Below are 23,157 nucleotides of genomic sequence, written 5' to 3' on the forward strand. Positions count from 1 at the left end.
CCGACTGCGCCGCCTGCTACGGCACCGGCCGCATCGCCCAGATCGCACACACCAGACAGGAGCCCTCAGCATGAGCGGAGCAGCGCAAGCAGGATCGACCGACGGCAAGCACTGGACCGGCCCCATCGGCGATGAGCCGACGATGCCCGGCTACGAGAAGCTGCACGCCGAGACCCTCGCCGCCTACCGAGACCTCGTCGACATGGCAGCCGTCGGCAACATGGCCGGCGTCCGCGCGTTCTTCGCGCAGCTCGATCAGCCCATGGTCGAGCAGCTCCTGCTCAGCGTCATCGCCGAGACCGCCGTCCAGATCGTCGCCCACGGACTCCGCGCATGACCGGCAGCGCACCCACACCCGTCGTCCACCGCATCTACTCCGAGGACCACGCCCTGTGGATCGTCGTCACCCGAACCCACGACGTCGACCTCGCACGAACCACGGCGCTCGCCGAAGCGCTCTCCTCGCCGCGCGGTGGACTGTTCGACCTCGACGACGACACCTGGGGTGACGAGCACCTCGTCGGCCAGGAACGCGCCGTCGAGCTGCTCAAGCAGTCCCCGAACCGGATCGGCTACGGCCGGTTCGAGGTCGGGTTCGACGACGGAGGCGAACCGCGAGGCGGTCTCTGGAACCACGGCTACACGAAGGACGACCGAGGCGTCACCCCGTTCGTCGAGTGGCAGCTCGAGGTCGAGTGGTGAACCGCCGCACCCGTCGCCGGAGCTTCGCGGAACTGCTCATCGAGTCGCTCACATCCGGCTACATCGACCACAGCAGGGACCGGCACTGGGTCGTCTACGAGCAGACGACGAACGCGATCTACCAGGTCACGCCTCCCACTCGCAGCAACGCCCGACGACAGGCCCGCAACCTCAACGATCACAACCTGCTCGTCATCCCCTACCTCGCCGCCCGTCAGCTCGCCAACGCCTACAACCACGGCCGGCACCACGCCCGCCGCCTCGCCGAACGAGAACGGAAGCACGCATGAGCCCGACACCCATCACCCGCACCGAAGCCGGCGACATCATCCGCGCCGGCCACCGACCCGGCCTCGTCGCCGTCGTCATCAACGGCATCGTCACCCGCCTCGAGCCCGCCGAAGCAGCCGACCTCGGCAAGCGCCTCATCGAGGAGGCCGGCAACGCCATGAACGCCGAGCGCGCAGTTCGGAGGAACGCATGAGGCTCTCCGACGAGCAGTGCAAGTCGCTCTCAGCCCTCAACGCCGGCAACAGCGAGCCGCTGCTGCTTGACATCGTCCACAGCGCCAGCCGTGCACATCAGCTCCCCGACGCTGAGCTCGACTCGCTCGTCAACTACGCCCGCGCCGTCCAGCACGAACGAGACACCCGCCGCAGCCCCGTCCCGCTCGCAAGCATCGTCAAGCAGATCAACGACGCAGCACCGCTCATGCGGGCACGCGAGGACCTGCAACGCATCAGCGCGCTGCAGTGGATACGCCGCGAGTTCGATCCCACAGCCACAGTCGTCGGCAGCTTCATCGAGGTCACGCAGGCCGGATGGGACGCCATCACCGCCGACATCCCAGCGGTGGACCTCGACGCCGTCAACGCCCGATCCACCTTCACCGGCGTGCCGATCCGCATCGTCAACGCCGAGACAACCACGGCGCTCGCCGCAGACGAGGACGACGCCGATGGAGACTGAGACCGACCAGCTCGCGAACCTGCTGCGAGCATCCGCCGTCGCCGAGCTCGAGGATGTCGTCGACCACCTCACGATCGAGCACGTCGTTACCGTCCCGCTCGACAACGGCCGGAACCACTACGAGAGCCACGACGGCCTCATCGTGCAGCTCCGTCGAGCGATCACACCCGACCTGGGACGCGGCAGCGGTGGCTCGACCGGCGAACCGTCCGTCATGGACGTCGATGCCGCCGAACGCTACGCACGCATCAAGATCAACATCATCGCCCGGCTCGACAGCCTGCCGACACTGCCCATCGCCGGTCGGCTGCCGTTCGACCGTGAACACCCCGAGCAGTCGCTGCGCCAGTGGCGCTACGCGTTCCTCGCCTATGCCGACATCACGACCGACGACATCCGCGACGCTGTGCAGCAGCTTCACCGCATGGCAGGCATGATCCGCGACAAGTTCGACCCCCCGCGGCAACGCGAGCTCGTCGGCATCGACTGCCCCGTCTGTGGACAGGCATGGTGGCTCGACAACCGCGACCGACACAACATCGTCCGCCGCACCGCGCTCGTCATCACCATCCGACCCGGCGACCTCGACGAGTCGTTCGCCGAGTGCACGCACTGCCAGGCAACCCGAGACGCCAGCGAACCACGCGGCTACTGGCGCGGTGAACGCGGACTCCGTGAGCTGCAGTGGGACATCGAGCAGGCAGCAGACCAGCACATCGACATCGGAGCATCGTCATGATCGAGCTGCTGCACGAGCGGGACGAGCCCTGCACTGTCGAGTGCAAGGATCACCCCGACTGCTGTCCGGCGAACACTCGCACACCGCTACGCTTCACTCCGCGACAGACAGGGACGAACCATGGCCGGCAGTGACCAGCTCACCACGATCACCCTCGTCATCGCTGTCTCGCTGTACTCGGTCTGCTTGTGATCGTCCCCGACGACGCCGGATCGGCCCTGACTGCTACTCCTGCGGGTTGTCCGGCTTCGGGAACAGCGGTTCGCGAGGCGGACGCGGCTTCCTCGGCGGTGCAGTTCTGTCGAGATACCGGTACCCCGCTCGGAGGACGATGATCATCGTCCAGACGTTCAGGACGATCAGCAGCAGCGCGACGATGTAGAAGAACGGACCCGGTCCGGATGAGTACATGTCACGATCCTACGGAGGGACGAAGGTCCGGGAAGATGGCTTCGCGGCATGACACGATGAGCGTGTAGCTTGCGCGCTCTGCGAAAAGCGTGCATGATCATCGACGTGCACCACAAGTGTCTCCTCTGACTGGTGAACCGACGCTCTCGACGAACCTCGTCGGGAGCGTTGGTCGTTCCGGAGGTCCGCATGCGCAACGTCACGCTCGTCGTCGGTGCGCCATGTGCAGGCAAGTCGACGATCGTCAACGAGCGCGCTCAGTCCGGTGACATCGTGATCGACTGGGATCAGCTCGCCGTCAACGCCGGCTCGCCATTCAGCCACGATCACCCGAAGCAGTACCGTGCTGCAGCGACCGCCGAGCGAACACGCCTCGAGCGGATCGTCGCTGAGTCCGCCGACGTGTCGGCGTGGGTGATCCGCACGCTGCCACGGTTCGACGAACGCGCTGCCGCGGCGCAACGACTCGGCGCGACCGACATCGTCGTCGTTGATCCCGGCATGGCTACCTGCCTCGAACGAGCGCGATTCGCTGACCGACCGCCACACATCGACGGTGTCATCGTCAAGTGGTACGCGATCCAAGCCGGCGCACGGAACTATGGCGGCACGGACGACCGAGACAGCACCCGCAAGAACGATCCCCGCAAGTCTGCCGAGTGGCGGCGAGTCAGTGCGATCGTCCGTCGCCCACACGATCCGTGTCGGCTGTGCGGCAAGCCGATCCGATACGACCACAAGTTCCCGCACCCGCTGTCGTTCAGCGTCGACCACATCGTGCCGATCGACCGCGGTGGCGCATGGTTCGACCTCAGCAACCTGCAGGCCGCGCACCTGTCGTGCAACAGCGCGAAGCAGGCCAGGACCGACGGGGTCTCTCACCGCACCAGCCGCGCATGGTGAGCGAGACGATCGAGCATGACTGACCCGTTGAGCATCCCTGCCCCGGGCCGGGTAGGGCACGGCGGCGATCCGCTGATGTCAGCGTGAGTGATTTTTAGGAACGGCATGTGGTGTCGACCGCACGCCATTGGAAAAAAATTTCTCCCCGAAGCAAGAGAGTTTGAACGCATCGCTCCGAAATCCGACGAGGACGACCGCGACCCTGATGCGTTCGCATGAATCCCACGGAGGTCTCAATGGCCGATCTGGGGAAGCGCAAGCATGGCACCGAATCCGCGTACGCAAAGGGATGCAGGTGTGACCGCTGCCGTCAGGCGAGTGCTCGAGCGAGGGCAGATCGCAAGGCTCGGCAGGCGGCAACGAAGCCGTCGGACCGTTCGGACCGACAGACGACCGAGCGGCGCGCAGGCGTCACGCAGATCGGGTCTGCGCGCGGCAGGGCGCGTCGCACCGCCTCCGCGCCGCTCGCCCCCGTCCCACCAGCCGGCCCGTCGACCGTCGAGGAGGCCGTCGACTTGTTCGTCAAGGACCTCGGCACCGACCCGGGCATCGTGTTCGACGTCGTCCTCGCACGCCGGCTGGCGCACGAGATTGATCACCCGTCGACCTCGATGTCCGTCGCCCCGATCGTCACGCAGCTCCGCGACCTGATGGAGAAGCTCGACAAGAAGCGGACGGGCGCTGCGACGACCAACGCGTTCGCGGGACTGCAGTTCGGCGCGCGATAGGAGGTGCCCGTGTCCCTGGGTCTCAGCGAGAGCAAGTGGGACCCGGACAACACGTGGATTCGCGAGCAGTACCCGGACCTGTCCGCGATGCCCCGCTGGTGCACGAAGCGCAACCCGGAGCGCAAGACGATCGGCCATGAGATTGCCGCGGTCGCGGATGTCCTCGGCACGCCGCTGATGCCGTGGCAGCGCCTCGCCGCTGACGTCGGGATGGAGCTCGACCCGGACGGGAAGCTGCACTACCGGATCATCATCATCACGATCCACCGGCAGGGCGGCAAGACGACACTCATCCTCCCGTGGGAAGTGCATCGGTCGGTCGCCTGGTCCGCACCGCAACGCATCGTCTACACCGCGCAGAACCGCAACAGCTCGCGCGAGAAGCTCGTCGATGAGCAGATGGAGACGCTCAAGGCGTCCCCGTTCGGCGACCTCGGCAAAGCGCGCCTCTCGAACGGCTCCGAGGCGTGGGTGTGGGCGAACGGGTCGCGCATCGGCCTGATGTCGAACACCAAGCGCGCCGGCCATGGGTTCACGAATGACCTGTTCGTCGTCGATGAGGCGTTTGCGCAGATCGACTGGCGCATCGAGCAGGCGCTACGCCCGACGATGATCACTCGATCCGAGACACAGCAGATCGTGATCAGCACCGCCGGCGACGAGAGCAGCGTCTACCTGCTCGAGAAAGTCCGGCTCGGCCGCAGCCTCGTCGAGGCCGGCACCGACGACGACAGCCGCATCTGCTACATCGAGTTCTCCATTCCCGAGGACGCTGACATCGACGACCCGGAGACGTGGCAGCGCTACCTGCCTGCCGTCGGCATCACGATCAGCGTCGAGGACCTGCAGACCGAACGCACCAACATGCCTGACCTCGAGTTCCGTCGCGCGTTCGGCAACCAGTGGACCGAGGGGATGCACTCGGTCGACGCCGTCGTCGCGCCGTCGGACTGGTCTGCCACCGCGGACCCGGCGTCCGAGCTCAACGCGTCGAGCCCGCTCTGCCTGTCGCTCGACATCGACCCGACGCAGAGCACCGCGTCGCTCGGCGTCGCCGGCACTCGCGCCGACGGGATCGAGCACCTCGAGGCGATCGAGACCGACACCTACCCGATGCGCGAGACCACCGACGACGGGGGCAAGCGCACGCGCGAGCCGTGGGTTGTCGACCGCATCGCCGAGGTCCTCGGCAACGAGCCGCGGTTCAACGACACCGTCGCAGTCGACCTGTCAACGCCAGCCGGCGCGCTGGTGCCGCAGCTCGAGGCGAGAGGCATCCGCGTCCAGAAGGTCAGCGGTCGGGACTGGAACGCTGCGTGCGCGTCCTGGCTCGACGCAGCCAAGGAACACGCGTTCCGGCACCTCGACGACCCCGAGCTCAACCTCGCGCTCTCGTCCGCGTCGCAGAAGTTCTCCGGCGACGGCTGGCACTGGACTCGTCGCGGCAGCTCGCCGATCACCCCGCTCTGTGCGGTCACGCTCGCGCACTGGGCGCTGACCAGCCGAGACACCAGCACCGACTACGACGTCCTCGACAGCTTTTTCTAGGAGGTGCCCATGGGCCTCGGCCAGACCATCAGCAGAGCGTGGGACGGGTTCACGAAGCAGCGCGGCACGGGCGACACCCCGAACAACCTGTTCCCGTCGCGCACCCCGAACCGGGTCGGCAGCGTCAACGTGTCCAAGGACACCGCGCTCAAGACGTCCGCCGTCTGGTCGGCGGTCGCGCTGCGCGCCGGCCTCGTGTCGACGCTGCCGCTGCTGATCAAGCGGAGCATGCCCGACGGCACGGTGCAGCGGATCAACTCGCCGACGCTGCAGATCGACGGCATCGGCGGCACGGTGTCGCTCGAGGAGTGGCTCTACTCGTCGCAGGTCGACCTCGACCTGATGGGCAACGCGTTCGGCCTCGTCAAGCAGCGCGACCCCGTGTCCGGCCGTCCGACGTGGATCCAGCTCGTCGACGCGAAGTCGGTGACTGTGCAGCAGCGCGGCGGTGTGCTGACCTACGTCTACGGTGGCGAACCACAGGACATCGCCGACGTGTGGCACGAGAAGCAGTACACGATGAGCGGCCTGCCGATCGGGCTGTCCCCGCTCGCGTACGGCGCGCTCTCGATCGGGCAGAACATGTCCGCGCTCGACTTCGCGCTGCGCTACTTCGCCACGCCGGGCCTGCCGACGGCGCACCTCAAGAACACGCAGAAGACGCTCCCAGCCGGAGCTGTTGCGGAAATCAAGCGCCGCTATCTCGCGTCGATGGAGGAGCGCGGCCCGTTCGTCTCCGGCAACGACTGGGAAGTCGACATCAAGAACATCGCAGCCAACGAGTCGCAGTTCCTCGAGACGATCAACGCATCGGCCGGCGACATCGTCCGCTACTTCGGCGTCCCTGGCGACCTCGTCGGCATCAACGCGACCGGGCAGTCGGTCACCTACGCGAACATCACGCAGCGGTTCCTCGGATTCCTCGTGCTCAACCTGCAGCCCGCGCTCGTGCGTCGCGAGCGGAAGTTCAGCCGTGACCTGCTGCCGAACAAGGTGTTCGCCAAGTTCGACACCGATGAGCTGCTGCGCCTCGACCCGTCCTCACAAGCCGCAGTGTTCGCGACCCGCATCGCGTCGCGGAACCTCACGCCCGACGAGGTGCGCGCCGCGTACGAACAGCCGCCGCTCACCCCCGAGCAGATCGAGCAGATGCAGACGCTGCTCGCCGCGCTGCCCGCCCCGATGATTCCGAAGCTCCCCAACAAGCCGGAGGACTGACATGGACTACCGCGAAGCCGCCGCCGAGCGCGGCCAGGCACTCACCGTCGGCGACCGGCCGCGCAAGCGCAGCTCCGTCGTCGGGACGATCGACAAGCACGTCCGCACCGCGGCACGGCTCGAGCTGCGCGACAGCACCGATGCCGGCGGCGCGCTCGCGTTCACCGGCTACGCGTCGATGACCGAACAGCCGTATGAGATGTACGACTTTTTCGGCCCGTACACCGAAGTCGTCTCGGCCGGCGCATTCGCGCAGACGCTCGGATCGAACCCGGACGTCCCGCTCGTGCTGCAGCACAACTCGATGGCGCGGATTGCGTCGACCAAGAACGGCACGCTCGAGCTCAGCGAGGACGAGAACGGTCTGCTCGTTAACGCGCCGAACCTCGACCCCGAGGACCGGGATGTGCAGTACATCGTCCCGAAGCTGCGCGCCGGCCTGATCAACGAGATGTCGTTCGCGTTCCAGATCACATCGTCGCAGTGGTCGCCGGACTACACGGAGCTCCGCATCAACGCCGTCGACATCAACCGTGGCGACGTGTCGATCGTCGGCTTCGGCGCGAACCCGTTCACGACCGGCGGTATGCGCAGCAAGTCCCTCGAGGAGTACCTGCGCGGAGCATCCGACGACGAGCTCGAGGCGGCAGGGCGGCGCATCCCGCACCTGCTGCGCGACCGCCGCGCAGCCTCGAGCGCCATGAGCGCGGAGCGCGCCGCGATCGCGGCGATCGCCGCCCGCCTCGGCTGACCACAGACCCACAACTCAACACCGCAACAGCACTGCGTGACGCGGTCGCGTCCCGGCAAGCCGGGGCCTGGCACACGACGCCTGGTGTGAACCGACCCACCACCCGTTCACACGAAAGGCACCACCGTGACCTACAAGGAACTGCTCACGCAGCTCCGCGCCAGCATCAGCGCGAAGCTCACCGAGCGCAAGACCCAGGCCGACGCGATCCTCGCGATCGCCACGGAGCTCCGCTCCGGCGACGGCCGCAACCCGACCGAGGAGGAGAGCGCGCAGGTCCGTGCCGCCGAGCTCAAGGTCGACGGCATCGACGCCGACCTCGTCGACCTCCGCGCGCAGGAGGCCCGCTACGAGCGGGAGGTCGCCATGGAAGAGCAGCTCGAGCGCGAGGCGCAGCAGCGCGGCGAGCAGCGGCAGGACCACACCCCCGCCGTCCGCACCGAAGAGCGCTCGGAGGTCTACAACCCGGACTCGGCCGCGCGCGGCGAGTCGTTCTTCCGCGACCTGTACTCGCTCAAGGCGACCGGCGCGCAGGTGCACGTGCTGGGCGCTCAGGAGCGCATGGCCCGCTACGAGCAGCAGGTGCAGTCCCAGCGGGCGGCGGCGACGTCCTCGTTCGCCGGCCTCATCCCGCCGCAGTACCTGATCGACGAGGCCGCGGCGGTCGCCCGCGCCGGCCGTCCGGTAGCGAACAGCGTGCAGCACCTCGACCTGCCCGACGACGGCATGCAGCTCGTGATCCCCAAGGGCACCACCGGCACCGCTGCTGCCGTGCAGGCTAGCGAGAACACGACCGTCGCCGAGCAGGACGAGGTCTGGCAGAACCTGACGATCCCGGTGATCACCATCGCCGGGCAGCAGCCGCTGTCGCGTCAGGCGCTCGAGCGCGGCGCGCAGGGCATCGACCAGCTCGTGTTCACCGACCTCGCCGCCGCCTACGCGGTGTCGGTCGACGCTGAGGTCATCGGCGGCACCGGCTCGTCCGGCCACGCGCTCGGCATCCTCAACACTGCCGGTATCGGGCAGGCGCTCGCGTTCACCGCGGCCGTCTCCCCGGCGACGTTCATGTCGAAGATCGCGGGCGCGATCAACACCGTGCAGACGACCCGGTTCGCCGCGCCGAACGTCATCTACATGCACCCGCGCCGCTGGGCATGGCTGACCGCGCAGGTCGACGGTGCCAACCGGCCGCTCGTCGTCCCGAACCCGGGTGCGATGAACGCGTTCGGCAGCTACGACGGCGTCAACAACCCGACCGCGGTCACGCCGGCCGGAACGCTGCTCGGCCTCCCCGTCATCACCGACGCGAACATCCCCGTCAGCGTCGGCACCGGCCCGGAGGACGTCGTCATCGTCGCCCGTTCGCAGGACCTGCTGCTCTGGGAGGCGAACGACGGCAACCCGACGAACCTGCAGTTCGAGCAGACCCTCGGCAACCAGCTCACCATCACGCTCGTCGCCTACGGCTACGCCGCGTTCACCGCTGCGCGCTACCCGTCCGCCGTCGCCGTCGTCGGCGGCAACGCCGCAGCCGGCAACGGCCTCATCGCGCCGACGTTCTAGTCGGTCCCCCGCCGGGCCGTGCAACAGCGCGGCCCGGCACCCCACTCGTTCCCTCTCTCACCGAGGAGCACACCATGGCGACCAGCCAGAACACCAGCACCGACACCCCCATCGATCCCAAGGCCGCAGCCACCTCGAACCCGCCGACCAACGCGGCGGCGCTGCACCCCGAGGAGACCACCGCCGAGCCGATCAACCACGAGCTCATCGCCCGGCTCGACGACTGGGTCAAGGACAACTACGACCAGCTCGTCGCGGACGGCGTCAAGACGTGGGACGACGTCAAGAAGCTCGCCGAGGAAGCGCATGACCGGGCGCTGCACGAGTTCGCCCGCCACCGCCTCAACGGTGGCGCGCACGCCGCCGACGGCGAGCAGAGCAGCACCCCCGCCGCGTAAGCCGCCGGCCGGGTCGTTCCACCAGGGGGACGACCCGGCCGGTTCTCGACCACCAGCCGACGAGGAGCAGCAGCATGTCCGCACTCACCGCAACGCAGTACGAGCTGCAGCAGCTCACGCTCGCGCCGGAGGCCGCGACCCGGGTCACCGTGACGATCACGCTGCCCGCCCCCAGTACCCAGACCGTCGTCATCAGCGCGTCCTCGGCCTCCGCGCAGCCGAACGTGTGGACGGCATGGTTCACGCCGCTGCTGTCCGGCGTCTACAACGTCGCGTGGACGGACCAGGCCGGCAACGTGCTCGAGACCGACACACTCGCCGTCTCCGCGCCCGTCGTCGGCTCACTGCTGTCGATCGAAGAGTGCTATCTCACGCTCAGCCTGCCGACCACGATGCTCAACCAGGACGCGGACACCGACGCCGACATGCTCGTCTACGCCGCCGCCGCGACCAGCGTGATCGAGGGCATCGTCGGTCCCGTCGTGCCGCGCACGATCGAGGAGACGTTCGACGGCGGGGCGCTCTCCGTCGCACTCGGTGCTCGCCCCACCACGCTGCTCGCCGTCTCCGAGAACGGTGTGCCGATCACCGACTTCCTGCTCGACGAGGGTGCAGGCATCCTCCGCGCCGGCACCGAATGGTGGAACCGTCCGTTCTGGCCCGGACAGCAGAACGTCCGTGTCACATACATCGCCGGCACCGGCAACCCGCCGGCCAACGTCCGACTCGCCTGCCGCGAGGAGTTCCGGTTTCTCTGGCAGATCGGCAGACAGGGCGGTCGGTCATCGATGAGCTCCGGCGTCAGCGCGGACGTATCCGTGCCGTCCGGCTTCGGCATCCCGAACCGTGTCTACGAGCTGCTCTCGACCGCTGATTCGCTGCCGGGGTTCGCATGACAGCCGGGAACGGCATGTCGCTGCACACGGTCGCGTGGGAGCTCAAGAACGGCGTCTACCGGCTCGCACAACAGACGTTCGCAGCCCCGACCTACGTCTGCATGGGACTACCGACAACCGTCACGCCGAGCGAAATCGTCTCGATCGGCAACATCAACGCCGGCCAGGAGGAAGCGACGCTCAGCGCGAGCAACCGCGGCCGCGAGGAGACGCTGCAGCTCGAGGTCACGTTCAGCGTGTGGTCCGGAGGCGGCGACGAGGTCGAACCGATCATCGAGGCCCGCGTGTTCGAGCTCGTCTCGCAGCTTGAGCAGGCCGTGCACTACGTCCGCGGCGACGGCACCGACCCGACCACGCTCGGCGGTGCCGTCCGGCAGTGCTTTCTCACCGCGCTGACGCAGGACTCGATGCCCACCAACGAGCTCGCAGCCGGCCGCGAAGCCATCGCCATCGCCACATTCACCGCGAAAGCAAGGATCACGCAATGACAGTCCGCATCAAGAACGTCTCCGGCTACGGCGACCTCGACGTGCCGGCGCTTCGCCGCATCGTCCCCGCTGGTGCCGAGGTCGACGTCGCCGACGACGCACTCGCGCAGTCCCTCATCGACGGCGGTCACTTCACCGCTGCCACCGGCGACGGCGAGCAGCCGGCGAGCCCGCAGCAGCCTGACCTGCAGCCGGACGGCCAGCCCGTCGGCGAGGAGCAGGGCGAAGCCGGCCCCGAGAACACCACCCCTGAGCCCGGATCGGAGCAGCCCGCATGACCACCCAGCTCGACGCCTACGTCGGTCTCGGCAAGGAGACCACCTACGGCACTGCCGTCACCCCGACGTCGTTCCTGACGTTCACGGAAGAGACGCTCGACCTGACGCTCGCCGTGACCGACGCGCAGGGCATGCGGCCGGGTCGTCGCACGACCCTCAACACGCAGCGCGTCGTCACCAAACGCTCTGTCGGCGGTGACCTGACCGTCGAGGCCACGCCATCCGAGCTCGGCGCGGTGTTCGCCGCGTTCCTCGGCGGTGCCGTGCACACGCTGCTGCCCGGTGGGACCGCGACGTACCAACACCTGTTCACCCCGTCCGCCGACTACCTGCCCTCGTTCACCGTGCAGAAGGGCATCCCGACGCTCGGCGGCGGACCACAGGTGCCGCTCACGTTCGTCGGCATGCAGGCGTCGCAGCTCGAGCTCGACTGCAAGAACGCCGCCATCCCGACGGCCAAGATGACGTGGGTCGGCAAGGACCTGCTCACCAGCGTTGCCGCAGCGACGCCGGTCTACCCGGCCGTGAACGAGGAGTTCTCGTTCGTCGGCGGGTCGATCACCGTCGGCGGCACCGTGACCGCCCCCACGGCGACGACGACCGCGACCGGCGGCACGCCCGTCGGCACCGTCACAGACGTCACGCTCAAGCTCGACAACGCGCTCGACGACGGCGGGTTCACGCTCGGCGGCGGCGGCACCCGGCAGCGGCCCGCTGCAGCCCTACTCGCGAAGCTCACCGGCACCATCACCGCTGAGTTCTCCGATCAGGTTTTCTGGCAGCACTACACCAACCAGGACCGCATCGGCGTCGTGCTCGACTTCAAGGGCTCGAACACGAGCGACGGCATCGCCCGCGAGCTGCAGCTCTACATCCCGGTCATCGTCCTCGAGGGCGAAGCGCCCAAGATCAAGGCCGGCTCGATCGTCACCCAGTCGATCAACTTCACCATCCTGCAGGACCTCGTCGACGGGCTGTCGCCGCTTTACGTCGTCCTCCGGAACACGGTCGCCACCTACTGATGGCCGACGAGGACGAGGGCATACAGCTCGCGACCAACCCGCAGCAGATCACCCGCATCCTCGCCGACCTCAAGGCGTTCTCTCCGGCCCTGTCGACGGGCATCCGTCGGCAGGTCCGCGAGGCCGGCAAGCTCGTCGCCGCCGACGTCGCCGCAGACATCCGCAGCTACCCGAGCAACGGCGGACGGTCGACCGGCATGCGGGAGCAGCTCGCCAAGTCGCTCGCCGTGCGCATGTACACCTCGGCCGGCGCGAAGAAGCAGGGCGTGCAGATCGTCTCGACAGGGCGCGCGCTGCCCGAGCTGAAACGCGCGCTCGTCAAGGCCATGAACCGCGCCGAGTTTCGTCATCCCGTCTGGGGGAACCGGAGCGTACGACAAGCCGCGACCACCTCGATCCGGAAGCGACGCGAGGAAGCCGGCCGGCCGCATCGGTGGGTCGACCAACGCGGCATGCGCTACTTCCGCGCGCAAGTCGTCCGGTCCCACGAGTCCGCAGTGACCTCGCTCATCGAGGCCGCTCTCAACCAAGCTTTGGAGATTCTGCAATGACCGCGATCGTCATCAACGGGCAGTCCTACGACCTCGACGAAGGGCTCGCAGGGGCCGAGCTCAACCACCTGCTCTTTCTCAAGCAGCGCACCGGCCTGGGCCTCAAGACCATCACGACCAAGCTGCAGTCGTTCGGCGACGTCGACAAGACCCTCAGCAAGCAGGAACAGACGCTCGCCGTGCTCGGCGCGCTCGACGACGAGGAAACCCTCAACTCGTTCCGCGCGATCGTGTGGCTGCTCCGCACGAAGGCCGGCGACCGCGACGAGGCCGGCCTCTACCTAACCATTGACGCCGCGAACGAGGGCGTCAGCCTCGCCGACTTCGGCAGCGCTGACGAGCCCGCAGCCACCAACGAGGAGCAGGCGGACCCTACGTCGCTCGCCGCCGCTCCGGACGACGCTCCGGCGAGCTGATCGAGGACATCGAGGCCGACGTCTACGAGCACATGGCGGTCATCAGCCATGTGTGGCCCGGCTACACCCTGCTCAACATCTGGCAGGTCACCTACCGCGACTGGATCTTCCTCCGCACGAACGCGGAGACGTACGTGAGGGAGACGCGCCGTGGCTAACATCGCCGTCAACATCGTCGGCAACGACAAGTCCGCCTCGTCCACGATGAACAAGGTCGCCTCCAACGCCGAGTCGTTCGGCGAACGGATGCACTCGCTCGGCGAGCGTGTCGCGGCGGTGTTCGGCGGGCTCGAGCTCAAGGAAGCCGCCGACAAGGTCGTCGACTTCGCGAAAGAGTCGATCGAGAAGCTCTCCGACGTCGCCAGCGAGACCCGCAGCATGCAGCGGGTGCTCGGTGGCACCCCAGAGCAGGTCTCCGCCCTCGACGACGCCGCGGAGCACATGGGTGTCTCGCTGCAGTCGGTCTCCGCCGCCGCCGGCATCATGTCGAAGGGCATCATCTCCGGCAAGACCGCGCTCACCGGCCTCGGCATCGAGACCAAGAACGCCGACGGCAGCGCCCGCTCGTTCACGGACCTGCTGCCCGACATCGCCGAGAAGTTCCACGGCATGACCGACTCGACGCAGCGGACCGCGCTCGCGATGCAACTGTTCGGCCGCGGCGGGAAGGACCTGCTGCCGCTGCTCATGCAGGGCAAGGACGGCATCGCCGACCTCGAGGAGGAAGCCAAGCGCCTCGGCGTCACCATCGACGGCAAGACGATGGACGCGACCTGGAAGTTCCAGCAGGCGCAGAAGACCCTGCAGACCGCCGTCGAGGGCGTGCAGATGAAACTCGGCACGGCGCTCTACCCGACCCTCATCCGCGTCGCGAACTTCCTGTCGAGCAACGTCGTGCCCGCGATCGAGTCGATGTTCGAGTGGGTGCAGCGCAACGGCCCCACCATGCTCGTCTGGGCGCGGAACATCGGCATCGTCGTCGCTGCGCTCGGTGCCATGCTCGGCGTCGCCAAGTTCGCGGCCATGGTCGAGGAGCTCGGCAGCGTCGGCGCCGCGATCATGAAGCTCACGGGGCTGACGAAACTCTGGGCGGTCGCGCAGGCCGCGCTCGACCTCGTGATGGACGCGAACCCGATCACGTTGATCATCCTCGGCGTCATGGCGCTCATCGCCGCCGTCGCGCTGATCGTGGCGAACTGGAACGTCATCGGTCCGTGGCTGCAGGGACTGTGGACGACGATCCTCGGATTCCTGACCGGCGTCTGGAATCAGATCGTCGCGGTCGCGATGACCGTGTGGAACGGCGTCGTCGCGTTCTTCCAGCAGGTCATCGCCGTGATCGTTGACGTGTTCCTGCACTGGACCCTGCTCGGCATCATCATCAGCCACATGTCCCAGATTCAGGCCGGGATCGTCGCGGTCTGGTCTGCAATCGTCGGATTCTTCGCCGCCATCCCCGGCCGGATCGTCGCGTTTTTCGATGGCGCTCTGTCCTGGCTGGTCGGCGTCGGATCGTGGATTCTCAGCGGACTGCTCAACGGTGCCGCTGCCGGCTGGGGAGCCGTCTCCGGCTGGTTCGGCGGCATCGGGTCCCGAATCGGCGGATTCTTCGCGGGCGCGACGTCCTGGCTTGAGCGGGCCGGCGAGAACGTCATTCAGGGCCTGATCAACGGCATCGGTGGCGCGGCTGGCTGGCTCAAGGACCAGATCAGCAACGTCGTCGGCGGGATCACGAGTTGGGCGAAAAGCCTGCTCGGTATCCACTCCCCGTCGACCGTGTTCCACGAGATCGGCCAGAACGTCGGACAGGGATTCGCCAACGGCATCGCCGCGATGCACGGCGTCGCCCGCACCGCCATGACCGGCCTCGTCGCCACTCCGGATGTCGACGGGATGGGGCTGACGAAGGCCGTGTCCGGCAGGAACGCCGCCGCCGTCACCCAGCAGGCCGCAACCCGAGCGGGCGGCATCTACGTCGGCGCGATCAACATGCCGACCGCATCGCCGCAGCAACTCGACACGGAGCTCGGATGGAGGAACCGATGGGGTATCTGACCGGACCGGTGCACTCCCTCTCCGACTACCAAGTCGAGTTCAACGGCCTACTCCTCGGACCGGGCACCAACTACGGGCTCCCACCCGTGTGGGACCTGCTCGACCTGGGTCCCATCCGGACGATGGACGTCGCACGGGTGTTCGCCGACGGGGTGTGGTCGGGTCCTGACTTTCAGGACCCGGTCACACCCGCGATGGACGTCGAAATTTCGGCGCTCGATCCGGTCTCGTTCGCTGCCGCCGCGCAGACGTTCGTCAACACGTTCGGTGTCTACGCCGCTGCCGCGCCGCTGTGGTTCAAGCTGCCCGGCATGGCTCCGCTCGGCATCGGAGCGAAGCCGAACAAGCGCGTCGTGCCGATCGATCTGAGCTGGGGGCAGCTCTCAACCGCCTCCGTGCAGTGGCGGTGCCCGGATGCCGTCTGGCAGTCGGTGCCCCGGCAGACGCTGCTGCAGTCGTCTGCCTCGCAGCTCGCCGGTCTCGCGTTCCCGCTGTTCGCCACAGCAGTCGGCGTCGCGTCCCTGCCGGGTGCGCTCGACTTCGGGATGACGAGCGCCGGCAGCAACGCGGCGCAGATCAGCAACGCCGGCAACACCGCTGCATGGCCGGTCGTCACCGTGACCGGACCATGCCCGGGCGGTTTCACGCTCGCCCTAGACGGCCACGCGGTCACGTACGGCACCGACGTCCCACCTGGGATGCAAATCGCCGTCGACTACTCGACCGGCACCGCGACGCTGCTGCCCGGCAACGTCGATCGCACAACGCAGCTCACCGCGGACGACTTCACCAGCGTTCTCGGCACCAGCAACGTCGTGTTCAACGCTCAGGCGGGCACGGCGCTCGTCACTATCGCAGACATGCAGAGGTAGGCCATGGCCGCACGTACCGGACTGTTCACCGCCCCTGTCCCGGGCACGCCGCCCGTCGGATCGTCGCCGCTTGATGGGCGGCGCGTGCTCGGCGCGCTGTACGGCACCGCGTTCCAGGTCTTGAGCGGCGGTGGGATCGCGCAGTCGTCGAGCTCGATGGCGTTCACCGTCGGGCAAACCGTGTGGGGCATCCCTGACCCGACCGACAGCGCGGCGGTGTTCCTGTCGCCGTCGGATGCGGTCACGATCACGCCCGCGCAAGGCCCGTCGACCGGCTCGCGCAAGGACATCATCCAGGTCAAGCAGAACGACTACGGCAACAACGATCCCGACTCGCGCATGCAGGTGGTACTCAAGGCCGGAGCGGCCGGGGGTAGCCCCACGGCCCCGACGCCCGACGCCGGCTACCAGCTGTTCGCCACGATCACCGTCCCGACCAACGCCACCAATGCTGCCGCGTGCACGATCACCCCGGCGACCAGCAGCACACTGCTGCTGCCGACGCTGCAGGCTCCGACGTTCCAGCAGCTCAGCCTCATCACCACCTCCCAGCCGTTCCAGCAGGCGGTTGTCACGGCGGACCCGAACCCGCTGCTCGTCGGCCCCTACTACTGGACCGGCACGGCGTGGCGGTTCCAAGGCCCGCGGCTGGCGTACTTCACGACGCTGATCGGCGGTCTCGTCGATGGTTCGCAGGTCTCTGCCGGGTCCGTCACGGAAGTGCCGGTCAGCGAGGTCGGTGACGACTTCGCGACCATCAGCGGGTCGGACATCAAGCTCGCACCCGGCATCTACTCCGCGGACTGGGAAGTCGCACTCGGCGCAGGAGCGACCGGACGGTCCTACGTCACGTTCGCGTGGGCGGACGCACCGAACACTCCGCTCAAGCGGACGAACATCGCGGTCGGCGAGGACCAGGGTGGCGTCACCATGAGCGGATTCGCCGTCTCCGGTTCGCCGCGCTCGCTGCGCGGCCTGGTCTACAAGAACAACGGTCAGACGACCAACGTCACCGGCACGTGGACGATCACCAAGCTCCGATGACAGGGGGACGCCGATGACGTGGACGATCTTCGCGTGCGAGACCGTTACCGGGAAGCGCATCGGCGTCCTCGACGGCGAGCTCAAGTCCTGGGCGCGCGGGCTCGGCGGCAGCGATGCGATGTCGGTACAGATCAACGCCGGAGCGCTCACGACCGCGACCCGCGACAACATCCGCAACCTCACCACCCCGCAGCGCATGACGCTCGTCGCTGACTGGAACGGTGTCCCGGTCGTCGCCTGCCCGATCCTGGCGCGTCCACAGAAGGGCACCTCGGTCACGATCACCGGCACCGACATCCGCAAAGCGATCCTCAAGAAACGCAAGCTCACCTCGTGGACGGCACCGTTCGCCTCGCAGGTGCTCAGCTACACGAACGAGTCGCTCGGATCGATCGCCGTGCAGGCGGTGCAGGTCGCCACAGCGAAGCCAGGCGGCGCGCTCCCGATCGTCTACCCGACGCTCGAGGCGGACACGAACGCGACGCACCAGCGCAGCTACAAGGGCTACGAGCTCAAGGACGTCGACTCCGTCCTCACCGACCTCACCGGCGTCATCAACGGCCCGGACATCGACTTCATGCCGCAGTGGGTGGACGCGACCCGTCAGCAACTGCAGTGGGTCATGCGGGTCGGCACCGACGAGCAACCGCAGCTCTACTCGCCCAACGCCGTCCGGTTCAACTACGGCGTGCCCAGGTCCTCCGTCGTCGACCTGTCGTCCACCGACGACGCATCGCAGATGGTCACCGACATGTGGGCGCTCGGCTCCGGCTCGGACGTCTCAACGGGCATGTCGCTGCAGCACTCCTCGCCATCGCTCACCGCGCTCGGATGGCCGCTGCTCGAGGGCGAAGAGGACGACAAGTCGATCACCCTGCAGCCCAACCTCGACGCGTTCGCGCAGGGGCAGCTCGCGACGTTCGCCACCCCCACCGAGCAGTGGGGCCTCAAGGTCAACGGCGCGCTCCCGCCGCAGCTCGGCACCTACCTGCTCGGCGACATCGCGATCGTCCGCGTCCGCAACCACCTGTGGATACCCGACGGGGCCTACACGATGCGCATGGTCGCGTTCAGCGGCGACAACACCACCACCGTCACCGTCGCAGTCCAGTAGCCCGAGGAGACCCGATGCCGCAGATCGACAATCCCGACGGCGGACTGACAGCCGAAATCGCCGCCCTGTGGAAGGCGATCAACAACATCCGGACCGCATCGTCACAGCAGCCGTCGAAACTCACCGTCGGCAGCGGCGGGCTCGTCTCCGTCGGCCCGACCGACCTGCAGGGCGGGCTCGGTGTCGAGGGCACGGCGACGCTCAACGGCGGCATCGCCGGGCCGCTCTCCGTCACCGGGGCCGTCACCGCGACCGGCCGGGTCAGCGGGGCATCTGTCGGCGGCATCCAACCCGCCGACGTCCCCGGCATCGACGCGTCGAAGCTCGTCTCCGGCACCGTCACGACACCTGTGAGCACCTCCGGAGCTGTTGCCGGCGCGACGGGAACGTTCAACGGCGGACTCAACTCCACCTCGGTCTACAGCACCGCCATCACCGGCACCCGCACGGCGACGTGGACGCAGAACAACGGCGTCATGGGCACCGCATCCTCGTCGGCCGCGACGAAGACGAACATCGTCGACTCACTGCTCAGCAGCCCGGCCCGGGCGCAGGCTGCGCTCGACCTCGCGATCGTGCACTACAACTACATCGCCGAGGTCGCCAAGCGAGACGACCCGACCAGCCCGGACTACGTCGGCCCGAGCTACCACGTGCACACAGAGCTCGGCCTCACCGCCGAGGCCGTGCACGCCGCCGGCATCTGGGAGCTCGTCGTCTACCAGCGCGACGACGTCCGCGCGCCGCTGCTCGACGACGACGGCAACCCCGTGCTCGACGACGACGGCAACCCCGTCACCGTCGTCGTCGGCGACGAGCTCACCCTCACCGCCGACGGCAACCCCATCCCGATCAGCCTGCACTACGAGCTGTTCGGCGTCGTCGCGCTCGCCGCGGCGCAGTACCTCAACAGGCAGCTCACCGCCCTCACCGCGCGCGTCGCCGCGCTCGAGAACCCGGAGGTCACCTCGTGACGATCCTCGACACGTCCAAGTGGCAGGGACCCATCAGCGTCGGCACGTTCGCTGCTGCTCGCGCTGCAGGCGTCACCCGCTCGATCCACAAGGCCGGCGGCTCGAACGCCGGCCGCTACACGGATTCGCAGTACGCCCACAACGCTGCTGCCGCGCGCGCCGCCGGCCTGCCGCTCGGCCACTACTGGTTCAACGGTCCCGGCGACCCCACCGCCGACGCGGACTACTTCATCGACAACCTCGTCGCCTACACCCCCGGCGACTGGCTCGTGCTCGACATCGAGTCCACCGGCACCGTCGGGTGGTCGCCCGCCGCCGCGCTGGCATTCGCAGCCCGGGTCTACGCCCGGACCGGGGTCAAGCCGCTGCTCTACATGTCGAGTTCGGTCACGCGCGCCGCCGACTGGTCGCCGCTCGTCGCGTTCGGGTGCCCGCTGTGGGTCGCGCAGTATTCGGCCTCCGAGCCGAACGTCGCGCACTGGTCGACGTGGGCCGCGTGGCAGTTCACCTCGTCCGGAACGATGCCCGGCATCCCGACCCTCGTCGACCTCTCCCACGAGGGCACACCCGTCCCCACCGCAACTCCCGCACCCGTCCCGGAGGTACCCATGACCGACTACTCGCTCGTCAAGAGCTCCGACAACGACACCATCTGGCTCTCAGTCGACAAGATGCTGCGCAAGGCCATCGCCAGCCCCGCCGAGCTCGCCGACGTCCTCTGGCAGCTCGAGCAGGCCGGCGGCAACGCCGCCGCCTGCGCCGCGCACGGCGTCGACATCGTCGGCGACCTCGATGCGTTCGGCGTCGACATCACCGGGCTGTCGAACCTCGCCAGCCTCACCGCACCGGCTCCGCTGCCGGTCACGAGCGAGCAGATCGCGGCCATCGCCGCTGCCGTCGCCCCGCTCGTCGTGCACGGCATCACCAGCACGCTCCCCGACGCCATCGTCGCCGACCTCGCCAACCACCTCTCCTCGAAGGGCTGATCCACCATGAGCGACACCACCGCAGCAACCTCGTCCACCACGGCACCCGCGACCGTGCAGGCACGCGCCGAAGCGCTGTTCGCCGGCGTCACCGCCCCCAGCACGGCTACCTCGGCAACGCCGGCCACGGCCACCGCCGCCGCGCCGTCCACCACCGCCAAGCACGCCGCCGCCGCGCCGGTCGACGTCGACCCCGAGCAGGACCTCGTCAGCCTGCCCGGCCTCGGCGAGGTGGACCTGCGCACCGCGACGTCGTCCGCGCCGCCGCAGATCACCACCGCCGCAGACGGCACCACCCGCATCGTGCTGACGTGGACCAAGAACACCAAAGCGCACGTCGGTACCGCGCTCGCCGCAGTCACCGACGCCGGCATCCTCGCCACCGCGTACGTGCTGCCGGCGTCGAGCCCGTACACGCACTGGTGTCAGGTCGCGCTCGGCGTGGTCGGACTCGCCGCGACGTGGCTCGGTATCCACCTCACGACGAACCTGCCCCGCAAGAGCAGCAACTAACCGACCACCCAAGCACACCGATGACCGCGGAAGGTCCACCCATGGCAGACGAGATACCACCGTCGCTGTTTAACATCCTGCGCGAGGACCTCCGCGCTCTCGGCTCCCGGATGGATCACCTCGTCACGAGCGACACGTTCGCGAGCGAGCGCCAGCGGATCGACGGGAAGTTCGCCGATCAGGGACGCGAAATCGCGCAGGAACGCCAGGCGCGCGCCGCTGAGCTCGCCGCGGTGCGCGGCGAGCTCAAGACGACGATCGACGCCGCGAACGACGCACGTGAGGCGCAGGAGAAGCGGCATCTGTCGCTGCGTCAGGGCATCCAGATCGCCCTGGTCACGGTCGTCGGCGGCGGTGTGGTGTCGATCATCGTGCTCATCGTGCAGAACGTCGCGCACCTCCGGTAGCGGACAGAGAAGATCATGCGAATCCTCATCAAGCGACGGCAGTGGTTCACGATCACGGCGGTGCTGCTCGGCACCGCCCTGATCGTGGCTGACGTCACACTTCACGTCGTCGAGCAGCAGCGAATCGACGCGCAACACGCTCGGATCAACGCCGACCAGTCGGCCGCGGACGCCGCCGACCGGCAGCGGTCCCGGTTGGAAGATCAGTACGCGACCGTGGTCGCCGAGTACGAACGCGCCTACAAGCTGCTGCAGCAGCATGGTGTCACCCCGACCACGATCGCACCGTCCGCCATTCCCGGGCCGTCCGGTGCCGCTGGCGTGGCCGGCCGGAACGGGCAGGACGGCCGCGGCATTGTGTCCACGTCGTGCACGGCGTCCGGGTGGCAACTCGTCTACTCGGACGGCTCCACCAGCAACGCGGGCACGTGTGTCGGTCAGGCCGGCCCGACGGGCTCGGCCGGCGCGACGGGCAGCACTGGGCAGGCCGGCGCGAACGGCACGGACGGGCAGGACGGCGCGCCGGGGGCGCAGGGGCCGGCAGGTCCGGCCGGCGCGGCGGGCTCTCCCGGCCGTGGCGTCGTCTCCGTCGCCTGCGTGCTCGAAAGCGACGGCTCGACGGCATTCCGGTTCACCTACACCGACGCCACCACCTCCGATGTCGCCGGCACGTGCACGGCGACGTCGACGAGCGGGGCGTCGAAGTGAACGACCTCGAGCACGACGTCCTGGCGTTCGAGCAGCGCGAGGTCGAGCTGCACGGGCCGCTGCACCGTCCGGCGAAGTCCGCCGCGATCCGGCGCGAGCTCGACATGGCTCCGGCCCGGTTCTATCAGGTGCTTGAGCGTCTCAGCCGCGACCGGGACGCGCTCGAGCTGTGGCCGGCCCTGCCTCGTGCGATGGCCGCACGGCGCAGCGCGGGGCTGCGCGCGACGATGCATGCCACCTACCCCAACCCCGCCCGACGCACCACCTCGAGGAGCTGACCGTGCATCGCTTCAACGACTGGCTCGCCGGCCGCATCACCGACCTCGTCGGCACGATGTGGACCGCCTACCTGTTCGCCGCGCTCGCGCTCGTCTCCCTGCCGGCGGCGCTGCTGTCCGGCGACGCGATCGTCATCGTCGGGTGGGTCGCGCAGACGTTCCTGCAGCTCGTGCTGCTGCCGATCATCATGGTCGGGCAGAACCTGCAGCAGCAGCGGCACGACGCCCTCGCTGACCAGCACGCGCAGGCGCTTGTCAAGCTCGACGCGATCCATGAGGCCGTCGCGGCCGACCGGTGACCAGGTCATCGATGCGCCCAACTGCAGGCCCGAGCGTGAGTGATGCTTGTGTTAGCGTTCGCTGAACGAGGGACCCACTCTCGTTGCTAGCATGAACCATGGGTGTTAGGTTATGGCAGAACCTAGGGGCAAGCGCCTCCTCGAAGGGTCCGACGCGATCCTCGGGATCGAGCAGACCGACGGGTCATGCGAGGCTGAAGCCTTCATTCAGAAGCAGCCGAAGCAGGTCCAAGCTAGGTACAAGCGCTATCTCGAGCGCCTGAGAGACGGCTTGCCCGTCAAGAACCCTGAACACATGCGCCCTCTGGACTCAGATTCATTGGGCA

The 23,157-nt window shown here is 68.2% G+C and carries 31 protein-coding genes; 30 read left to right on the plus strand and 1 reads right to left on the minus strand.

The features are described 5' to 3' along the window. The first annotated feature begins 70 nt into the window (after positions 1 to 70). Genes ABIC52_RS02080 through ABIC52_RS02105 form a run of 6 tightly spaced genes read left to right on the plus strand, consistent with a single transcriptional unit; the run spans position 71 to position 2,410 of the window. Positions 71 to 337: a hypothetical protein gene (locus tag ABIC52_RS02080; protein ID WP_354026505.1), complete on the plus strand. Its 267-nt coding sequence runs from the start codon at positions 71 to 73 to the stop codon at positions 335 to 337. Further along, entirely contained in the window at positions 334 to 702 is a 369-nt protein-coding gene (locus ABIC52_RS02085) for a hypothetical protein (RefSeq protein ID WP_354026506.1), read from the plus strand. The genes ABIC52_RS02080 and ABIC52_RS02085 overlap by 4 nt, the downstream gene beginning before the upstream one ends. After that, positions 699 to 992, plus strand: a complete 294-nt coding sequence (locus tag ABIC52_RS02090; protein ID WP_354026507.1) for a hypothetical protein — start codon at positions 699 to 701, stop codon at positions 990 to 992. Before ABIC52_RS02085 ends, ABIC52_RS02090 begins: the two co-directional genes overlap by 4 nt. Next, positions 989 to 1,186: a hypothetical protein gene (locus tag ABIC52_RS02095; protein WP_354026508.1), complete on the plus strand. Its 198-nt coding sequence runs from the start codon at positions 989 to 991 to the stop codon at positions 1,184 to 1,186. The genes ABIC52_RS02090 and ABIC52_RS02095 overlap by 4 nt, the downstream gene beginning before the upstream one ends. Then, the gene (locus ABIC52_RS02100) at positions 1,183 to 1,671 is read left to right on the plus strand and encodes a hypothetical protein (RefSeq protein WP_354026509.1); all 489 of its coding nucleotides are present in this window, start codon (positions 1,183 to 1,185) and stop codon (positions 1,669 to 1,671) included. The genes ABIC52_RS02095 and ABIC52_RS02100 overlap by 4 nt, the downstream gene beginning before the upstream one ends. Further along, a complete protein-coding gene (locus ABIC52_RS02105) occupies positions 1,661 to 2,410 on the plus strand; it encodes a hypothetical protein (protein WP_354026510.1) in 750 nt (249 codons plus the stop codon). Before ABIC52_RS02100 ends, ABIC52_RS02105 begins: the two co-directional genes overlap by 11 nt. 225 nt (positions 2,411 to 2,635) lie before the next feature. Here the strand turns inward: ABIC52_RS02105 and ABIC52_RS02110 are convergent, their stop codons facing one another. After that, positions 2,636 to 2,821, minus strand: a complete 186-nt coding sequence (locus ABIC52_RS02110) for a hypothetical protein (protein ID WP_354026511.1) — start codon at positions 2,819 to 2,821, stop codon at positions 2,636 to 2,638. A 189-nt stretch (positions 2,822 to 3,010) separates the two neighbouring features. On the opposite strand from ABIC52_RS02110, the gene ABIC52_RS02115 reads away from it, so the two are divergent. The 24 genes from ABIC52_RS02115 (at position 3,011) to ABIC52_RS02230 (ending at position 22,831) form a co-directional block, all read left to right on the plus strand. Then, entirely contained in the window at positions 3,011 to 3,724 is a 714-nt protein-coding gene (locus ABIC52_RS02115) for an HNH endonuclease (protein ID WP_354026512.1), read from the plus strand. 515 nt (positions 3,725 to 4,239) lie between these two features. Next, a complete protein-coding gene (locus ABIC52_RS02120; RefSeq protein ID WP_354026513.1) occupies positions 4,240 to 4,452 on the plus strand; it encodes a hypothetical protein in 213 nt (70 codons plus the stop codon). 9 nt (positions 4,453 to 4,461) lie between these two features. Next, the gene (locus ABIC52_RS02125; RefSeq protein ID WP_354026514.1) at positions 4,462 to 6,000 is read left to right on the plus strand and encodes a terminase large subunit domain-containing protein; all 1,539 of its coding nucleotides are present in this window, start codon (positions 4,462 to 4,464) and stop codon (positions 5,998 to 6,000) included. Between the two features lie 9 nt (positions 6,001 to 6,009). Beyond that, positions 6,010 to 7,218: a phage portal protein gene (locus ABIC52_RS02130; RefSeq protein ID WP_354026515.1), complete on the plus strand. Its 1,209-nt coding sequence runs from the start codon at positions 6,010 to 6,012 to the stop codon at positions 7,216 to 7,218. A 1-nt stretch (position 7,219) separates the two neighbouring features. Beyond that, positions 7,220 to 7,969: an HK97 family phage prohead protease gene (locus ABIC52_RS02135; protein WP_354026516.1), complete on the plus strand. Its 750-nt coding sequence runs from the start codon at positions 7,220 to 7,222 to the stop codon at positions 7,967 to 7,969. Between the two features lie 126 nt (positions 7,970 to 8,095). Continuing rightward, on the plus strand, positions 8,096 to 9,532 hold the full coding sequence (locus ABIC52_RS02140; RefSeq protein ID WP_354026517.1) for a phage major capsid protein: 1,437 nt from the start codon (positions 8,096 to 8,098) through the stop codon (positions 9,530 to 9,532). 74 nt (positions 9,533 to 9,606) lie between these two features. Continuing rightward, positions 9,607 to 9,930: a hypothetical protein gene (locus ABIC52_RS02145; RefSeq protein ID WP_354026518.1), complete on the plus strand. Its 324-nt coding sequence runs from the start codon at positions 9,607 to 9,609 to the stop codon at positions 9,928 to 9,930. Positions 9,931 to 10,004: 74 nt separating this feature from the next. Continuing rightward, positions 10,005 to 10,826: a hypothetical protein gene (locus ABIC52_RS02150; RefSeq protein ID WP_354026519.1), complete on the plus strand. Its 822-nt coding sequence runs from the start codon at positions 10,005 to 10,007 to the stop codon at positions 10,824 to 10,826. Continuing rightward, positions 10,823 to 11,314 (plus strand): hypothetical protein, encoded by a 492-nt coding sequence (locus tag ABIC52_RS02155; protein ID WP_354026520.1) that lies wholly within the window; start codon positions 10,823 to 10,825, stop codon positions 11,312 to 11,314. The genes ABIC52_RS02150 and ABIC52_RS02155 overlap by 4 nt, the downstream gene beginning before the upstream one ends. Further along, positions 11,311 to 11,592 (plus strand): hypothetical protein, encoded by a 282-nt coding sequence (locus ABIC52_RS02160; protein ID WP_354026521.1) that lies wholly within the window; start codon positions 11,311 to 11,313, stop codon positions 11,590 to 11,592. Before ABIC52_RS02155 ends, ABIC52_RS02160 begins: the two co-directional genes overlap by 4 nt. Beyond that, positions 11,589 to 12,614 carry a phage tail tube protein gene (locus tag ABIC52_RS02165; RefSeq protein WP_354026522.1) on the plus strand — a complete coding sequence of 342 codons (1,026 nt, stop codon included), beginning with the start codon at positions 11,589 to 11,591 and terminating at the stop codon, positions 12,612 to 12,614. Before ABIC52_RS02160 ends, ABIC52_RS02165 begins: the two co-directional genes overlap by 4 nt. Next, positions 12,614 to 13,165 (plus strand): hypothetical protein, encoded by a 552-nt coding sequence (locus ABIC52_RS02170; RefSeq protein ID WP_354026523.1) that lies wholly within the window; start codon positions 12,614 to 12,616, stop codon positions 13,163 to 13,165. The genes ABIC52_RS02165 and ABIC52_RS02170 overlap by 1 nt, the downstream gene beginning before the upstream one ends. Then, positions 13,162 to 13,581, plus strand: a complete 420-nt coding sequence (locus ABIC52_RS02175; protein WP_354026524.1) for a hypothetical protein — start codon at positions 13,162 to 13,164, stop codon at positions 13,579 to 13,581. The genes ABIC52_RS02170 and ABIC52_RS02175 overlap by 4 nt, the downstream gene beginning before the upstream one ends. Positions 13,582 to 13,731: 150 nt before the next feature. Continuing rightward, positions 13,732 to 15,636 (plus strand): phage tail tape measure protein, encoded by a 1,905-nt coding sequence (locus ABIC52_RS02180; RefSeq protein WP_354026525.1) that lies wholly within the window; start codon positions 13,732 to 13,734, stop codon positions 15,634 to 15,636. Between the two features lie 137 nt (positions 15,637 to 15,773). After that, positions 15,774 to 16,508 (plus strand): hypothetical protein, encoded by a 735-nt coding sequence (locus ABIC52_RS02185; protein ID WP_354026526.1) that lies wholly within the window; start codon positions 15,774 to 15,776, stop codon positions 16,506 to 16,508. Positions 16,509 to 16,511: 3 nt separating this feature from the next. Beyond that, entirely contained in the window at positions 16,512 to 17,552 is a 1,041-nt protein-coding gene (locus tag ABIC52_RS02190) for a hypothetical protein (protein WP_354026527.1), read from the plus strand. Positions 17,553 to 17,565: 13 nt separating this feature from the next. Continuing rightward, positions 17,566 to 18,666 carry a hypothetical protein gene (locus ABIC52_RS02195; RefSeq protein WP_354026528.1) on the plus strand — a complete coding sequence of 367 codons (1,101 nt, stop codon included), beginning with the start codon at positions 17,566 to 17,568 and terminating at the stop codon, positions 18,664 to 18,666. A 14-nt stretch (positions 18,667 to 18,680) separates the two neighbouring features. Further along, on the plus strand, positions 18,681 to 19,640 hold the full coding sequence (locus ABIC52_RS02200; protein ID WP_354026529.1) for a hypothetical protein: 960 nt from the start codon (positions 18,681 to 18,683) through the stop codon (positions 19,638 to 19,640). After that, on the plus strand, positions 19,637 to 20,626 hold the full coding sequence (locus ABIC52_RS02205; protein WP_354026530.1) for a glycoside hydrolase family 25 protein: 990 nt from the start codon (positions 19,637 to 19,639) through the stop codon (positions 20,624 to 20,626). The genes ABIC52_RS02200 and ABIC52_RS02205 overlap by 4 nt, the downstream gene beginning before the upstream one ends. Positions 20,627 to 20,632: 6 nt before the next feature. Next, the gene (locus ABIC52_RS02210; protein WP_354026531.1) at positions 20,633 to 21,139 is read left to right on the plus strand and encodes a hypothetical protein; all 507 of its coding nucleotides are present in this window, start codon (positions 20,633 to 20,635) and stop codon (positions 21,137 to 21,139) included. A 41-nt stretch (positions 21,140 to 21,180) separates the two neighbouring features. After that, positions 21,181 to 21,546 (plus strand): hypothetical protein, encoded by a 366-nt coding sequence (locus ABIC52_RS02215; protein ID WP_354026532.1) that lies wholly within the window; start codon positions 21,181 to 21,183, stop codon positions 21,544 to 21,546. Positions 21,547 to 21,561: 15 nt separating this feature from the next. Further along, positions 21,562 to 22,254: a collagen-like triple helix repeat-containing protein gene (locus ABIC52_RS02220; protein ID WP_354026533.1), complete on the plus strand. Its 693-nt coding sequence runs from the start codon at positions 21,562 to 21,564 to the stop codon at positions 22,252 to 22,254. Next, a complete protein-coding gene (locus tag ABIC52_RS02225) occupies positions 22,251 to 22,532 on the plus strand; it encodes a DUF3263 domain-containing protein (protein ID WP_354026534.1) in 282 nt (93 codons plus the stop codon). Before ABIC52_RS02220 ends, ABIC52_RS02225 begins: the two co-directional genes overlap by 4 nt. Positions 22,533 to 22,534: 2 nt before the next feature. Continuing rightward, positions 22,535 to 22,831: a hypothetical protein gene (locus ABIC52_RS02230; RefSeq protein ID WP_354026535.1), complete on the plus strand. Its 297-nt coding sequence runs from the start codon at positions 22,535 to 22,537 to the stop codon at positions 22,829 to 22,831. Positions 22,832 to 23,157 lie beyond the last annotated feature (326 nt).

The sequence above is a fragment of the Curtobacterium oceanosedimentum genome (assembly GCF_040545555.1).
Classification (GTDB): domain Bacteria; phylum Actinomycetota; class Actinomycetes; order Actinomycetales; family Microbacteriaceae; genus Curtobacterium.

Excerpts from the sequence above, each read along its gene's own strand:
- ABIC52_RS02105 (WP_354026510.1), top strand. The coding sequence starts at position 1,661 with ATGGAGACTGAGACCGACCAGCTCGCGAACCTGCTGCGAGCATCCGCC.
- ABIC52_RS02135 (WP_354026516.1), top strand. The coding sequence starts at position 7,220 with ATGGACTACCGCGAAGCCGCCGCCGAGCGCGGCCAGGCACTCACCGTC.
- ABIC52_RS02175 (WP_354026524.1), top strand. The coding sequence starts at position 13,162 with ATGACCGCGATCGTCATCAACGGGCAGTCCTACGACCTCGACGAAGGG.
- ABIC52_RS02115 (WP_354026512.1), top strand. The coding sequence starts at position 3,011 with ATGCGCAACGTCACGCTCGTCGTCGGTGCGCCATGTGCAGGCAAGTCG.
- ABIC52_RS02210 (WP_354026531.1), top strand. The coding sequence starts at position 20,633 with ATGAGCGACACCACCGCAGCAACCTCGTCCACCACGGCACCCGCGACC.
- ABIC52_RS02215 (WP_354026532.1), top strand. The coding sequence starts at position 21,181 with ATGGCAGACGAGATACCACCGTCGCTGTTTAACATCCTGCGCGAGGAC.
- ABIC52_RS02155 (WP_354026520.1), top strand. The coding sequence starts at position 10,823 with ATGACAGCCGGGAACGGCATGTCGCTGCACACGGTCGCGTGGGAGCTC.
- ABIC52_RS02190 (WP_354026527.1), top strand. The coding sequence starts at position 16,512 with ATGGCCGCACGTACCGGACTGTTCACCGCCCCTGTCCCGGGCACGCCG.
- ABIC52_RS02200 (WP_354026529.1), top strand. The coding sequence starts at position 18,681 with ATGCCGCAGATCGACAATCCCGACGGCGGACTGACAGCCGAAATCGCC.
- ABIC52_RS02170 (WP_354026523.1), top strand. The coding sequence starts at position 12,614 with ATGGCCGACGAGGACGAGGGCATACAGCTCGCGACCAACCCGCAGCAG.
- ABIC52_RS02100 (WP_354026509.1), top strand. The coding sequence starts at position 1,183 with ATGAGGCTCTCCGACGAGCAGTGCAAGTCGCTCTCAGCCCTCAACGCC.
- ABIC52_RS02095 (WP_354026508.1), top strand. The coding sequence starts at position 989 with ATGAGCCCGACACCCATCACCCGCACCGAAGCCGGCGACATCATCCGC.
- ABIC52_RS02160 (WP_354026521.1), top strand. The coding sequence starts at position 11,311 with ATGACAGTCCGCATCAAGAACGTCTCCGGCTACGGCGACCTCGACGTG.
- ABIC52_RS02110 (WP_354026511.1), bottom strand. The coding sequence starts at position 2,821 with ATGTACTCATCCGGACCGGGTCCGTTCTTCTACATCGTCGCGCTGCTG.
- ABIC52_RS02150 (WP_354026519.1), top strand. The coding sequence starts at position 10,005 with ATGTCCGCACTCACCGCAACGCAGTACGAGCTGCAGCAGCTCACGCTC.
- ABIC52_RS02130 (WP_354026515.1), top strand. The coding sequence starts at position 6,010 with ATGGGCCTCGGCCAGACCATCAGCAGAGCGTGGGACGGGTTCACGAAG.
- ABIC52_RS02195 (WP_354026528.1), top strand. The coding sequence starts at position 17,566 with ATGACGTGGACGATCTTCGCGTGCGAGACCGTTACCGGGAAGCGCATC.
- ABIC52_RS02165 (WP_354026522.1), top strand. The coding sequence starts at position 11,589 with ATGACCACCCAGCTCGACGCCTACGTCGGTCTCGGCAAGGAGACCACC.
- ABIC52_RS02145 (WP_354026518.1), top strand. The coding sequence starts at position 9,607 with ATGGCGACCAGCCAGAACACCAGCACCGACACCCCCATCGATCCCAAG.
- ABIC52_RS02220 (WP_354026533.1), top strand. The coding sequence starts at position 21,562 with ATGCGAATCCTCATCAAGCGACGGCAGTGGTTCACGATCACGGCGGTG.
- ABIC52_RS02080 (WP_354026505.1), top strand. The coding sequence starts at position 71 with ATGAGCGGAGCAGCGCAAGCAGGATCGACCGACGGCAAGCACTGGACC.
- ABIC52_RS02085 (WP_354026506.1), top strand. The coding sequence starts at position 334 with ATGACCGGCAGCGCACCCACACCCGTCGTCCACCGCATCTACTCCGAG.